Source organism: Salinibaculum sp. SYNS191 (assembly GCF_037338445.1).
GTDB lineage: Archaea > Halobacteriota > Halobacteria > Halobacteriales > Haloarculaceae > Salinibaculum > Salinibaculum marinum.
This window is the reverse complement of the sequence record NZ_CP147838.1, coordinates 1,491,107-1,503,777: the sequence shown is the minus strand read 5'-3', so window position 1 is coordinate 1,503,777 and position 12,671 is coordinate 1,491,107. Positions and strand designations below refer to the sequence as shown.

16 protein-coding genes and 1 tRNA gene are annotated in these 12,671 nt (G+C 68.7%); 7 read left to right on the top strand and 10 right to left on the bottom strand.

The features are described 5' to 3' along the window. Nucleotides 1–49 precede the first annotated feature (49 nt). The 7 genes from WDJ57_RS08200 to WDJ57_RS08170 form a co-directional block, all read right to left on the bottom strand. On the bottom strand, nucleotides 50–595 hold the full coding sequence (locus tag WDJ57_RS08200) for an NTP transferase domain-containing protein (protein WP_338906273.1): 546 nt from the start codon (nucleotides 593–595) through the stop codon (nucleotides 50–52). Beyond that, the gene (cobS, locus tag WDJ57_RS08195) at nucleotides 595–1,332 is read right to left on the bottom strand and encodes an adenosylcobinamide-GDP ribazoletransferase (RefSeq protein WP_338905454.1); all 738 of its coding nucleotides are present in this window, start codon (nucleotides 1,330–1,332) and stop codon (nucleotides 595–597) included. Before cobS ends, WDJ57_RS08200 begins: the two co-directional genes overlap by 1 nt. Beyond that, a complete protein-coding gene (gene cbiB / locus WDJ57_RS08190) occupies nucleotides 1,323–2,252 on the bottom strand; it encodes an adenosylcobinamide-phosphate synthase CbiB (protein ID WP_338905453.1) in 930 nt (309 codons plus the stop codon). Before cbiB ends, cobS begins: the two co-directional genes overlap by 10 nt. Further along, a complete protein-coding gene (locus WDJ57_RS08185) occupies nucleotides 2,243–2,866 on the bottom strand; it encodes an HAD family hydrolase (protein WP_338905452.1) in 624 nt (207 codons plus the stop codon). The genes cbiB and WDJ57_RS08185 overlap by 10 nt, the downstream gene beginning before the upstream one ends. A gap of 135 nt (nucleotides 2,867–3,001) precedes the next feature. After that, complete coding sequence (locus WDJ57_RS08180; RefSeq protein ID WP_338905451.1) at nucleotides 3,002–3,190, bottom strand: hypothetical protein; 189 nt, start codon at nucleotides 3,188–3,190, stop codon at nucleotides 3,002–3,004. A gap of 405 nt (nucleotides 3,191–3,595) precedes the next feature. Next, on the bottom strand, nucleotides 3,596–4,942 hold the full coding sequence (locus WDJ57_RS08175) for a PQQ-dependent sugar dehydrogenase (RefSeq protein WP_338905450.1): 1,347 nt from the start codon (nucleotides 4,940–4,942) through the stop codon (nucleotides 3,596–3,598). Nucleotides 4,943–5,342: 400 nt separating this feature from the next. Continuing rightward, nucleotides 5,343–5,416 (bottom strand) — tRNA-Tyr (locus WDJ57_RS08170). Nucleotides 5,417–5,569: 153 nt separating this feature from the next. Here WDJ57_RS08170 and WDJ57_RS08165 point away from each other — a divergent pair. The 4 genes from WDJ57_RS08165 to WDJ57_RS08150 all read left to right on the top strand — a co-directional run bounded on the left by WDJ57_RS08165 (nucleotide 5,570) and on the right by WDJ57_RS08150 (nucleotide 8,182). Then, the gene (locus WDJ57_RS08165; protein WP_338906271.1) at nucleotides 5,570–6,160 is read left to right on the top strand and encodes a double zinc ribbon domain-containing protein; all 591 of its coding nucleotides are present in this window, start codon (nucleotides 5,570–5,572) and stop codon (nucleotides 6,158–6,160) included. A 231-nt stretch (nucleotides 6,161–6,391) separates the two neighbouring features. Next, nucleotides 6,392–6,589: a ribbon-helix-helix domain-containing protein gene (locus tag WDJ57_RS08160; protein WP_338905449.1), complete on the top strand. Its 198-nt coding sequence runs from the start codon at nucleotides 6,392–6,394 to the stop codon at nucleotides 6,587–6,589. Nucleotides 6,590–6,591: 2 nt separating this feature from the next. Continuing rightward, nucleotides 6,592–7,776, top strand: a complete 1,185-nt coding sequence (gene ftsZ, locus WDJ57_RS08155) for a cell division protein FtsZ (RefSeq protein ID WP_338905448.1) — start codon at nucleotides 6,592–6,594, stop codon at nucleotides 7,774–7,776. Between the two features lie 97 nt (nucleotides 7,777–7,873). Further along, a complete protein-coding gene (locus WDJ57_RS08150) occupies nucleotides 7,874–8,182 on the top strand; it encodes a hypothetical protein (protein WP_338905447.1) in 309 nt (102 codons plus the stop codon). Here WDJ57_RS08150 and ncsA read toward each other — a convergent pair. Continuing rightward, complete coding sequence (gene ncsA / locus WDJ57_RS08145) at nucleotides 8,179–9,156, bottom strand: tRNA 2-thiolation protein NcsA (protein WP_338905445.1); 978 nt, start codon at nucleotides 9,154–9,156, stop codon at nucleotides 8,179–8,181. The two genes, WDJ57_RS08150 and ncsA, sit on opposite strands and share 4 nt — an antisense overlap. A gap of 90 nt (nucleotides 9,157–9,246) precedes the next feature. On the opposite strand from ncsA, the gene WDJ57_RS08140 reads away from it, so the two are divergent. Both WDJ57_RS08140 and WDJ57_RS08135 read left to right on the top strand, forming a co-directional pair. Continuing rightward, on the top strand, nucleotides 9,247–9,570 hold the full coding sequence (locus tag WDJ57_RS08140; RefSeq protein WP_338905442.1) for a hypothetical protein: 324 nt from the start codon (nucleotides 9,247–9,249) through the stop codon (nucleotides 9,568–9,570). Nucleotides 9,571–9,604: 34 nt separating this feature from the next. Next, nucleotides 9,605–10,258, top strand: a complete 654-nt coding sequence (locus WDJ57_RS08135) for a DUF7095 family protein (RefSeq protein ID WP_338905440.1) — start codon at nucleotides 9,605–9,607, stop codon at nucleotides 10,256–10,258. Between the two features lies 1 nt (nucleotide 10,259). Here the strand turns inward: WDJ57_RS08135 and WDJ57_RS08130 are convergent, their stop codons facing one another. Then, nucleotides 10,260–10,724, bottom strand: coding sequence for a nucleoside deaminase (locus WDJ57_RS08130; protein WP_338905439.1), 465 nt, complete (start codon nucleotides 10,722–10,724; stop codon nucleotides 10,260–10,262). 101 nt (nucleotides 10,725–10,825) lie between these two features. Here WDJ57_RS08130 and cysK point away from each other — a divergent pair, with 101 nt between their 5' ends. Continuing rightward, entirely contained in the window at nucleotides 10,826–11,818 is a 993-nt protein-coding gene (cysK, locus tag WDJ57_RS08125; protein WP_338905438.1) for a cysteine synthase A, read from the top strand. A gap of 1 nt (nucleotide 11,819) precedes the next feature. Here the strand turns inward: cysK and WDJ57_RS08120 are convergent, their stop codons facing one another. Continuing rightward, the gene (locus WDJ57_RS08120; RefSeq protein ID WP_380629205.1) at nucleotides 11,820–12,608 is read right to left on the bottom strand and encodes a class I SAM-dependent methyltransferase; all 789 of its coding nucleotides are present in this window, start codon (nucleotides 12,606–12,608) and stop codon (nucleotides 11,820–11,822) included. Between the last annotated feature and the right edge of the window lie 63 nt (nucleotides 12,609–12,671).

Here is a 12,671-nt window from a genome sequence, read left to right as displayed (position 1 = left end):
CTGTGTGGTACTACTGCTCCCTATTATGGGATAATATTTTTGTTAATAATCAATCATCGACTGTGAGCCAGGCGGCCACGCGGGCGTCCGTTCGGCGGTTGACGTTGACGGCGTAGCGGGGGTCGCGGGTCGGCCACACCGTCTCCGCCCCGTCCCCGACGACGTTGATGCCCGCGGGGGTGACTGCGACGCCGCCGTGGCGGAACTGCGTGTCGACGCTGAGGCCGAGCGCCCGCTTGCGCCCGACCGGGACCACCACGGTCAGCGTCCCGTCGGCCGCTCCGAGAACGGCGTCGACGGCAACCCCGTCCAGCAGCGGCAGGTCCGTCGCGACGGTCAGCACCGGTCGCGAGATGCGGTCGTCGGCGAGCGCCCGCTGCAGGTCGGCGACGTAGCCCTCACCCGGCGTCTCGATGGTGGGGCAGTCGACGTGGGCCGCCGTCGCCGGCGTGGCTGGCGAGGTGACCGCGTAGAAGTCGTCGATTGTGCTCTCCCGGAGCGCGCCCAGCACGGAATCGACCATCGGCCGCCCGCGGACCGGATAGAGTGGCTTCTCTGTCTCGGTTCCCAGGCGGGTACCCCTCCCGCCGCACATCAGAAGAGCGTCCACGCGACCACCCCCGCGTGCACGGCGACGACCCGCGCGAGTTCGTTGGTCGCGCCGAAGACGTCGCCGCCGACGCCGCCCAGCGCGTCGTCCGCCCAGCGCATCGTCGCGAGCGCGACCAGGGGGCCGACGACGACAGCCGCGGCAGTCGCGGGCAGGGCGACCAGCGCGACGGGGAGCGCGATACCGAGCCCCAGCCACTCCGCGCGGTCGGACGCGCCGAGCAACTGCGCGCCCATGCCGTCGTGGCTCGGCCGGCCGCGGACGGAAAGCGTCACCATCCCGAGTTTCGCGCCCACCTCGCTGGCGACGGCCAGGGCGACCCCCGGGAGTGTCGGCAGTGCGGCGAGGAGGAACCCCCCCGCGACCAGTCCGGCCAGGCCGACGCCGAGGGCGACGATGCCGCCGACGCCGACCGTGGTGTCTTTCATCACCGAGCGCCGGCGCGCCGGGTCGCCATGGACGACGGCGGCGTCGCCGAGGTCCGCCAGCCCGTCGGCGTGGTTGATGCCGGTGACCAGGAAGAGGACGGCGACGTAGGCGACGGCGGCGGTGGGCGCGGGCAGGTCGGGGACGAGCACCAGCGCGGCGAGCAGGCCGACGAGGTAGCCCACGACCGGCAAGGTCCAGAGATTCGCCCGCATGGCCCGCCAGTCGCGCTCGTCGCTGTCGACCGGCAGGCGCGTCAGGAAGGCGACGGCACCCCGAAGCGGGCTCAGGTCCACGTCAGCACCCCCGCGAGCGCGTAGGCGACCAGGCCGGAAAGCGCCACCTTCCGGACGGCGACCCCGGCCGCCGCGGCGTCGGGCAACTGCGCGTCCCCGTTGAGCGTGTACGCGCCCGGCTTCGTCAGACGGACGTCCAGAATCGCCGCGAGCGTCCCCATCGGCCACCCGGAGTTTGGCGAGGGAACGTCCCCGTTCCACCGGCGTGCCCGCACGAGCGAAAGCGGCGCGCGCGAGACGAGCGCGAGCAGGCCGGCGGTCACGCGGGCCGGCACCCACATGGCGGCGTCGTCGAGCCGCGCCGGTCCCCAGCCGACGGGTTTCGACCGGTAGCCCAGCATCGAGTCCAGCGTGTTTACGGCCTTCACCCACGCCGCCCCGCCACAGCCGAGGGACACAGCCAGCAGCGGAGAGCCGCCGGCCGCGGTCGTCGCCGCGGCGAGAACGGTGTACCCGGCAAGCGGCGCGACCAGGCCGTCCGCGAGGTTCTCCGCGAGGCTCTCGACGGCGGCGCTGCGGAGTTCCCCGGGCGACAGCGCCGCGGCGTCGCGGCCGGCCAGCGCCCGCAGTCGCTCCCGTGCCGCGTCGACGTCCTCCTCCGAGAGCGCGGTGACCTCGCGGACGCGCTCCAGCAACCGCCGGAGGCTCGTCGTGACGAACAGCGCGAGCGCGCCGGCGACGGCACCGACGCGAGTGTCCATCTGTCCCGCGGCGAAGACGACTCCCGCCACGGCCAGGGCGGCGAGAATTGGCAACACCAGCGCCGCGACGACCCCGACCTGTCGGGGCCGTCGCCACTCGCCGTCGACCCGGCCGACGACCTGCCCGAACCACGCGACGGGGTGGAGTCGCCGCGGCGGCTCACCGACGAGGAGGTCCAGCGCGAGTCCGCCCCCGAGGACGAGCCCGCTCAGCGCCATCGCTCCTCCAGCCAGGCCGGGAACTCGGCCAGCGGGACGTCCTCGGTCAGGACGACCGTCGCTTCGGTCGTCCGCGCGCCGCCGTCCGCTCGCGGGTCGTCGCCGACGTGGACGAGGTCGGCCAGCGGGACGCCCAGCGCGTCGGCGACAGCTCCGAAGGCCCGGTCGTGTGGCTTGCGCCAGCCACAGTCGACGCTGGTCACGACGGCGTCGAACGCGACGGGCAGGGACGCACGGTCGAGCGTCCGCTCGACCAGTCCGGGGAGGCTGCAGTTCGAGAGGAGTCCGACCGCGCCCGCCTCGCTCGCTGCCCGGAGCGCGGCCGGCGCACCGTCGCGGACCGTGACCGGTCCGTCGAAGGCCGCGAGGAGTGCGTCACGGACCGTTTCATCGTCTGCGTCGACGCCGCGACTCGCCAGCGCTTCCGCGGTGTGAGTGACCAGCGAGAGTTCCGCGCCGCGCTCGACGGAGACGTGCGAGGAGCGATAGGCGTCCTCCCAGTCGTCGGGGACGCCGACGCCGCGTGCGCGCAGTTCGGTCGCCGCCGCGGCCCACGGCTCGGCGGGCCGGTCGGCGGTCACGAGCGTCCCGAAGAGGTCGAACGAGACTGCCACTACCGTTGGATGCAGACAAGTCTACTTGAATTGCCCGGGAGCGGCCCAAGAAATGTCGAAGCCGTGCGCACCCGCGACCGTGGCCGACCCGTGCGGGTGGCGATACTGGCTGTGCCAGTGTGGTCCATCGGGCGTCTACTGCTGGACCCACTTCGAGCGTCGAACGTCGAAGCTTCCACAGACCGGGCAGGTGTGGTGTTGCACCTCGAAGACCGTCTCGCACGCGAGGCAGACGTACGGGAGGCTCTCTCCATCCTCCTCCGAAATGCCTGACACCTCCTTTGCCCTGTCGAGGACACCCATCGCGACCACGCTAGTAACCACGTACTAACTCGCTAAAAAGGCGGATGATTGTTTACGCCATTTTTCGCCGCTGCCGTCGTGCGGTTTGCCCCCTCGTGTCACGTCGGTGTCGAGTCTGCCCGGCGTGCAGAATCGTCCCGCGTCACTCCCGGCGTCGAGCACCTCTCTCCCCGTGCAAACTCGTTCTCACTCGCCGTTCGTTCCGCCGACTCCGTGAGCTATTTCTGACAATACATATAACGATTCTTATGTTCCGCGTGGCGCTCCAGGAGACGGCCGACTTCACCTGTTGGTTTCGACACCATACCAAACACCTTATATATAACTAAAATTATAATTTCTCACTCGGACTGCCTGCGCTTCCAACATACGGGAACTGACAATTCCGCCGCGTTCTGGACTGCAGAGGGGACACCGCGGGTCGCGTTACGCGCTCCGCAGCCGGACGAGCACGTCGTCGCGCTCCCGGGGGAACGGCCCCGTCGCACGCCCGTCGCGGTTGGACGTGATGGCGTACAGTTCGCCCGACGGGCTCTGGGCGACGTGGCGGACGCGCCCGAGGTCGTTCTGCAGCAACTGGTGGGCCGTCGCCGTGAACGCGGGGTGAAACCAGTCGGCGTCGAACCGGCGCGCGTACCCGTCGAGTGGCGGAAGCTCTCCGCCCGGCGGCGTCAGCGTGACGACCCAGACCGCCTGGCTGACGAGCCCGCCGACGACGAAGCGGTGCCGCCAGGCCGGGCAGTCGGTGCCCGTGTAGAACGTCGCGCCGGTCGGCGCCCAGCTCGCCCCCGCGCCCGTGTTCAAAAGCGGCGGCACGACGTCGTCGTTGGCCGGGTAGGCGTCGTACTCGCCGTCGCTTCCGGGTGCGGCGCGGACGTCGTTCCACCCGTAATCGCCGCCCGGGACGAGGAGGTTCACCTCGTCCTGTCCGCTGGGGCCGTGCTCGCTGACGATGGGCACGCCGCCGGGGAGCCAGTCGATGCCCTGGGGGTTCCGGTGGCCGTAGGTGAACACCCGCGGGTCGCCGCCGAGGTCCGGGTTGCTCGCCGGCGCGCGCCCGTCCGGTGCGAGTCGCAGCACCTTCCCCGCCAGCGACTCCGGGTCCCTGGCGTCCTCGGGCGTGCCCGCGTCGCCGGTACAGACCCAGAGGTTGTCGTCCGGCCCGAAGCGGATGCGCCCGCCGTTGTGATACTTGTTCGCCGGGATGCCGCCCAGCAGGACCTCCTCGGTCGCGCCGGGGTCGTCGGCGCTCACGTCGTAGCGCACCACCCGGTTGCGCTTGCCCCCGCCCGCCGACGCCGTGTAGTAGACGTACACCCAGGGTTCGTCGGGATAAGACGGGTGGACCGCGACGCCGAGGGTCCCGCCCTCGCCGCCCTCGACCCACCAACTCGACTGGTCGCTACCCGGCGGTATCGAACCGGCGTCGATGGCGTCCTGCGGCTTCGCCACCTCCGACACCTCGCCCGCGTCGAACCTGACGACGCTGCCGGTCCGCTGGGTCATGAACAGTTCGCCCGTCCCCGAGAAGGCGAGGTCCCAGGGTATCTCCAGGTTCTCCACCAGCACCTCGACGGAGAGCTCCGCACGCGGGGAACCGGTCGGCGCGTCCCACGACGGACTCCCGCCCGGCGTCGGATGCTCGTAGTCGTCGCGCACCGTCCCGGGCGGGGTTCGGGGTGGGGCGTCGCCACCACATCCAGCCAGGGCGGCCGTGCCCGTCACCGCGAGAAACGCACGACGCGACAGCGGGCCTGCTGGCCCTCGTTGCATGTCTCCACCACCGGACACTCCCGAGTAAAGGGTACCGGTCCGCGCTCGCGTTCGCTCGCTCTACGCGTGCGCGGTACTATCATCTCGCCGCTCGCTGTCTCGAGTTCGAACGAAGTGAGAATCTCGCAGTCCACCCTCCCCGATTTGAACTCGTCGAGACGGTCCGGGCCTGCGGCGCTTCGCGCCGTTCCGGGCTGCGACTGTCGTGTTCAAATCGGCTCTGGATAGACTCGTCAGTCGACGCGTTGCGTCGACAGAACAAGTCCGCCCTCCCCGATTTGAACTCGTCGAGACGGTCCGGGCCTGCGGCGCTTCGCGCCGTTCCGGGCTGCGACTCGTCTGCTCAAATCGTGTCGGGATAGACGTGCTTTCCGCTCACCGTTGGTTCGCGGAAAAGCAGTCCGCCCTCCCCGATTTGAACGGGGGACAAGTCGATCTACAGTCGACTGCTCTACCAGTCTGAGCTAAGGGCGGATGCAACTCCGAGTAGGACCGTTGTCGGACTTAACGATTATCATTCGTCGTCACGGGCCGGCGCTGTCTGTCGTTCGTCGCCTCACCGGCTGACGGCCGTCAGACACTCGGATAGATTAAAATACCGTGGGTGACAACGTGTATGACGACCGGATGAGCAAGATAACCTTCCGCGCCGACGACGACCTCATCGAGCGCCTGGAGGAGTTCGACGCCTCCAAGAGCGAGGTCATGCGCGAGGCGCTGCGCGAGTACCTGGACGGGTCTACGGACTCGTCCGACTCGTTTACGCCCGATAGCGGCGCTGACGAAGGGACGCTCGACGACATGATTGCGGAACGCGTCGACGCGCTCATCGCCGACCGGCTCGACCGCCGGCTCCAGCCCCGCCAGCCACAGGACGTGAATGTAAACATCACGCTTGATGGCGATTCGGCGGCCGAGACGGCCGCTGTAAACGAGGAGTCGGACGCGTCACACGCGTCGTCGCCCGACGCGTCACACACCGCCGAGGGGCGTATGACAGACGAGGGGGCCGGTGAAAACGCCGATGCAAACGAACGTAAGACCTGCGCGCAATGTGGCGAGAACCTGTCGTCGTCCCACGTTTACTGCCCGAACTGCGGGGAGAAGTCGTCCCGGCGCGTGTTCTGCGAGTGCGGCGACGAGCTCCGCTCGGACTGGGCGTTCTGCCCCGGCTGTGGCCGCCGTACCGCCGCAGCGGACGTTCTGGACCAACCATGATGTGCCGAAAACGCGGGATACAGTCCGTTTACTTCGGTAAACATACTTTTGTCTTACACTCGCCGTAACTTTTATTACCACATGGTCTGTGGTAATGTGTGCGTAAGACGGTCGTCTTACACAGATGGGGTCCGACACTACACCCCGACGCCGTGTGGCGTTTTTCCTGTGTAAGACGAGTGGGCGCGGTGTAAACCCGTCCCCGTCTTACCCAACAGGGGAACGAAAAATATGGAGCGTGTGACACTACGGATTCCGAAGCAGCAGATCGAAGAGGTCGAACAGATGGTCGAGACGGGGGAGTACCCCAACCGGAGCGAAGCCATCCGGTCGGCGGTGCGCGAGATGCTCGCTGAGCAGGAGACTGGTCAGGAGCGCCCGTCCGAGAAACGCCAGCGCCGCAAGAAGCGCACCTGGGCGAGGGTCTAACGATGCAGGATATCGTCAACGAGGCCCTCCAGCGCGACGAAGAAGAGCAAAAGCAGATGGACGACGTCGACGGGTTCGGTGACCCGCGCATCGTCATCATCGGCTGCGGTGGCGCAGGCAACAACACCGTCAACCGCCTGTACAACATCGGCGTCGACGGTGCGGAGACCATCGCAATCAACACCGACAAACAGCACCTCAAGATGATCGAGGCCGACACGAAGATTCTGGTCGGCAAGTCCCTCACCAACGGGCTCGGCGCGGGCGGCGACCCCTCGATGGGCGAGCGCGCGACGGAGATGGCCCAGGGGACCATCAAGGAGGTACTCGGTGACGCAGACCTCGTCTTCGTGACTGCTGGCATGGGCGGCGGGACCGGTACCGGTGCCGCACCCGTCGTCTCGAAGATCGCCAAAGAACAGGGTGCCATCGTCGTGGGCATGGTCTCGACACCGTTCAACGTCGAGCGCGCGCGCACGGTGAAAGCGGAAGAGGGACTGGAGCGCCTCCGCGACGAGGCCGACTCCATCATCGTGCTGGACAACAACCGCCTGCTCGATTACGTCCCGAACCTGCCCATCGGCAAGGCCTTCTCGGTCATGGACCAGATCATCGCCGAGACCGTCAAGGGCATCTCCGAGACCATCACCCAGCCGTCGCTCATCAACCTCGACTACGCCGACATGACTTCCATCATGAACCAGGGCGGGGTCGCGGTGATGCTCGTCGGCGAGACACAGGACAAGAACAAGACCGAGGAGGTGGTCAAGGACGCGATGAACCATCCGCTGCTGGACGTGGACTACCGCGGCGCAAGCGGCGGCCTGGTGCACATCACCGGCGGCCCCGACCTCACGCTGCAGGAGGCCGAGGGCATCGCCCAGAACATCACCGACCGGCTGGAGGCCGACGCCAACGTCATCTGGGGCGCGCGCATCCAGCAGGAGTACAAGGGCAAGGTCCGCGTCATGGCCATCATGACCGGCGTCCAGAGCGCCCAGGTCCTCGGTCCGACCACCCAGAAGCAGGCCAACAAGTCCCGGCAGGCCATTGAGGGTGTCGACGACACGTCGTCGTTCGACGCGGCCGACAACTTCCAGCAGGACGGCCGCGAGTTCGGCGAGACCGACGGCGGCCAGCGCCAGGTCGAACAGAACAACGGCCTCGACGTCGTCCGGACCGACTGAGGTCCTCGGTCGACTCCCCCTCGGGGTGAACCACTCGCGTCGCGCTTTCTCGGCCGCAGTGTGTAACACTCATTAACCCGGTGGCCGACCCGTCGGTATGGTGAGTGAGCGCCGCCACCCTCCCGAGCGTTCTCGCCGACCGCGGGACCGTCTGCGCCGGCGACTTCTCTCGCTCGCGGCCGGTCTCGTCGCCGTCGCCACAGTCCCGGCTACTGCGCTCGCCCACACCGGACACGCCCGGGGAATCAGCACGCTCCCCCTCGCTGTCTTCGGCGTGAGCGTTCTGATGCTTCTCACCGGGTTCTATCTCGACTCGCGGGCGGACGTCGGCGACGCCTACGGACTGGCGGGCGTGTTCCTCGGTATCGCCGGCCTGCTCGCGGCTATCGGCCTCTTCCTGTTCTAGGCGAGCGCGTCCAGCAGGCTGCACTTCCGGCAGACCTCCCGCCGGGTGGGGCCGCCACAGCGCTCGCACTCGCGGTACTCCTCCTGGCCCTCGCCGCGGTGTTCGGCAGCGGCCATGCCGGCCAGTTCCTCGTAGCCGGCCATGATGGAGTGGCGCGTCCCGGGATGGTTCTCTTCCAGTTCGTAGAGCAACTCCTGAATCTCCCCGCGGTACGCTTCGTCGGCGTGGGGACACTCGGTGATGTGCGCGGGCAGGTCGCGGAGGTGCGCGTAGAGTGCGACCTCCTTCTCGGGGACGTCCCGGAGTGGCTTCCCCCGCGGGACGAACGCCTCGCTGTCCCCGCGGGTGCGGCCATCCTCGGCCCCCTCGAACGGGCCGAGACTGGCGTCGAAGTGACTTGCCATCTGCGTGATATCGCCCTCCAGAAAATTCATCAGCGCGGTTTCGGCCTCGTCATCGAGATTGTGACCAGTCAGAAGTTTGTCAGCGCCGAGCTCGTCGGCGTAGCGGGACAGCACGTCCCGGCGGAACACCCCACAGTATGCGCAGGCTGACATGTCGTGCGGGTCGTCCTCGACCACCTCGTCCATGCGGACGTCGAACTCGTCGTCGTAGGTGACGACCTCGTGACGGATGTCGAGGTCGGCGGTGAGTTCCCGGCAGGCCTCTAAGCTCTCGTCGCGGTAGCCCTCGATGCCCTCGTGAATCGACAGCGCGACGAGTTCGACGCGCGGGTCCGCGCCGAAGGTCTCCGCCAGAATCTCCGTGAGTACCACGCTGTCTTTCCCGCCGGAGAGCCCGACGACCCACGTCTCGGGGTCCTCTGGCGTCGTCTCGTCCGGCAGGAGGTTGTCGTCGCGGATGCGCTTGCGGACGCGGCGTTCGACCGAGCGACAGAAGTGCTCCTCACAGAGGTGCAGCCCCGAGTAGGCGGCGTGCATCACCGCGGACTCGTCGCACTTGTCGCAGTCCATTGCCCCCGCGTAGCGCCGCGTCGGGGTTGACCGTTTCGACTCCAGCCGCCAACCGACCGACTTATGAGAATCGCCCGACAGTTGTGGGATATGTCGAGCCACGGTGGGCATTCAGGGACAGGGTCCGGATTCTCGAACGTCGTCCCGGTCGAACTGGAGACGGCGAACGCGCTGAGCTGGATGCTCGGCGAGCGCGTGACCCGCGAGGACGACCGGGCGACGCTGGTTGCCCGGTGGGAACACGACGCCTCCCCGCGGCACGTCGCCGTCTACGAGGTCACCGCGGAGACGGCCGTCCTGCGCCACCGCTCGCCCGCCGGCCGCGAGCGCTACGTCGGAACGACCAAAACAGAGGCCAACCAGGCCTGTGCGGACCTCGATGCGTCGGCCGAGTGGCACCGCGCCGGGAAGTGAAACGATTTTGCACGTTCGCGTCCAATAGCGTCCAATGACCGACTGGGCCCGCGAACGAGCCGTCGACCGCGTGGCGGAACTCGTCGACACCGTCGCCGAGGAGACGATGCCCGTGCCCGTCCGGGAGGTGTGGGTCTTCGGCGACGTCGCGCTGGGTCTCGACCCCGTCGAGCGCATCGACGTCTACCTCACGAAGGACCTGCTCTTTCACGGCGACGCCGACCGCGAGAGCGACTTCGTCGACTCCCACGGCGTCGAGGGCGTCGGCAAGACCGTTCGCGCCGCCTGGGCCGACGAACACACCGAGCACCTGCGGGCCAACAGCAACGGCCACGCCGCCCCAGAGCAGTGCCTGGCTGCGCACCTGGTCGACGAGGACGAACCCATCCACCTGGAGGTCTGCAACGCCTCCTTCGAGGACAACGTCACCCAGCGGTTGAAGGGCGCGATGGCCCGCGAGAACTACCGCGAGATTCTGGACCCACGCGGGGCCTGCCTCTGGCTGGAGGGCCAGCGCTCCGAGGAGGCCTTCGAGAAACTCCGGACCGGCGAGTACGTCTTCCCCACGCTTTCGGGCGCGCTGGAGATGCTCGGCGTCGACGAGGGCGAGGCCGAGACCGCCGCAGAGACCATCCAGCAGTACCGCGAGCAACAGGACGGCGCGTCCGTCCGCGGTGACGTGGTCTGACTCACTTCCAGAACTCCGCGTGGAGGTCCCGGCCCGCTTCGTTTCTGACGCCACCCACCACGTCGGCCACGCCGTCGAGAATCTCGGCCGCGCGGACCGACACGGTCCCGCCGGTGAACTCCCGGAGTTCGTCCGCGCCGACGCTGTAGACGACCCGGCCGAGGCCGGCGTGGCGGATGCCGCCGGCGCACATCGGACACGGCTCGGTGCTCGTGTACATCACCGTCTCCGCGCGGGCTTCGGGCTCCCACTCGCGTCTCGCCCGGTGGGCCAGGTGCAGTTCCGGGTGCCGGCGGACGTCGTCCTCGGTCACGACGCGGTTGGACGCCTCCATGACGACGGCGTCGTCGCGGACGAGCACCGACCCGAATGGCCGGTCGCCGCGGGCGGCGGCCTCGCGGCCGAGTTCGATGGCGCGGTCCATGTGCGAGTCGTGGTCGAACTGGTCGAAGGGAGTGGCTGTCACACGGCCCGGTTCGGACCGAGCGGTCAAAACTTTCTGGTGTCAAAAAGGCCCACGACAGGACGGGAAAGCTCGCTTCCGGGGGAATCGTCAAGACCTCCGCGATGACGATAGCCGACGACGTGACAGACCTCATCGGCGACACACCGCTCGTCCGACTGGACACCTTCGCGCCCAACCTCGTCGGGAAACTGGAGTTCTTCAATCCCGCCAACTCGGTGAAGGACCGCATCGGGACGGCGATGCTGGACCACGCGGAAGAACAGGGGTGGGTCGACGAGGACACCACCATCGTCGAACCGACCAGTGGCAACACCGGCATCGGCCTGGCGGCCGCCAGCGCCGCCCGCGGGTACGACATGGTGCTCGTGATGCCGGACTCGATGAGCGAGGAGCGGCGGACGCTGCTCTCGGCGCTCGGTGCCGAGGTGGTCCTCACCGACGGCGACGACGGCATGGACGGTGCCATCGAGTACGCCGACGCGCTCGCCGACGAACTGGACGACAGCTTCGTCCCCCAGCAGTTCCAGAACGCGGCCAACCCCGCCATCCACCGCGAGACGACCGGCCCCGAAATCTGGGAGGCCACCGACGGCGAGGTTGACGCCGTCGTCGCGGGCGTCGGCACCGGCGGCACCATCACCGGCGTCTCGGAGTACCTCAAGGAGGACGTCGGTGCGAACGTCCGCTCCATCGCGGTCGAACCGGCGAACTCGGCGGTCCTCTCCGGTGAGGAACCCGGCTCGCACTCGCTGCAGGGCATCGGTGCGGGGTTCGTCCCGGACATTCTGCGGACGGACCTGCTGGACGACGCAATCCCAGTCCCCCGCGAGACGGCCGTCGAGCGGTCGCGGGAACTCGCGGAGGGGGAGGGCGTGCTCGCCGGCATCTCCGCCGGTGCCGCCGTGGAGGCGGGTCGGCAGGTCGCCGCGGACAACCCCGACGACCTCGTGGTCGCCATCGTGCCGGACTTCGGCGAGCGCTACCTCTCGACGGACCTCTACGAGGCCACCGCAGTAACGCACGTCGCGGAGACCGACCCGGAGCAACTCGCGGCCGACCTGACGAAGGAGACCCCGCCGCAATCGGCCGACTAACTCACTCGACTGTGCCGACGGTGACGTAGAAGGGGACGACCTCGCGCTGTCGATACTCGCCGGCCTGCATCTGTTCGATGACCGTCCGTCCCATCGCGCGCCACTCCTGGCGGAGCGCGTCGAACTCCTCGGGTGTCGTCTCGCCGGCGAGCATCGTCTCCCGGTCGCTGCCCAGGCCCTCGCCGCTGGCCTTGCGCCTGGCGGCGGTCAGCGCCGTCTCCGTGTACGGCGGCTCGATGGTCCGCTCGTGGTCGTACGAGCGCACCGTCACGTCGGCCAGTCCCGCGTCGGCAAAGAGTTCCCGGGCAGCCCCGAGCGCGGCGTTTGTTTCGACTCCGTCCAGGTACGAGCCCCGCGCGCGCCGGGCCAGCGGGGCCTCCGCTTCGACCGTGGACTCGATGGTGACGGCGCTGTTGTCCGGCTCGATTGCCGCCACGCGGTCCCGCGAGACGCGGGCGAACTCCCGGACCGCCGCCGCCGGGTCGGGGAGGTTCACCAGCAGGGCCTGACAGACCACGAGGTCGAAGGCGTCGTCCGGGAAGGGCAGGCGCGTCGCGTCGCCGCGGACCCGCGGGTCCGTGACCTCGGCGAGCAGGCCGGCGTCGGCGTCGAGCGCGACGACCTGGCCGGGCGATTCCTCGCGGAGGACGCGGGTCAACTCGCCCGTCCCGGCACCGACGTCCAGCACCCGCTCGCACGCTCCCAGTTCGAGCGGGGCGAGCGCCGCCCTGGAGTCCTCCCACATCCCCTCGCGGGTCGCGTCGAGGTACTCGGCGGTGAACTGGCGCACACCTGCCGTAGCGGAGACGGTAACTAAAGCCCTCGCTCTGGCGGTGACCGGGTACACGCGGGG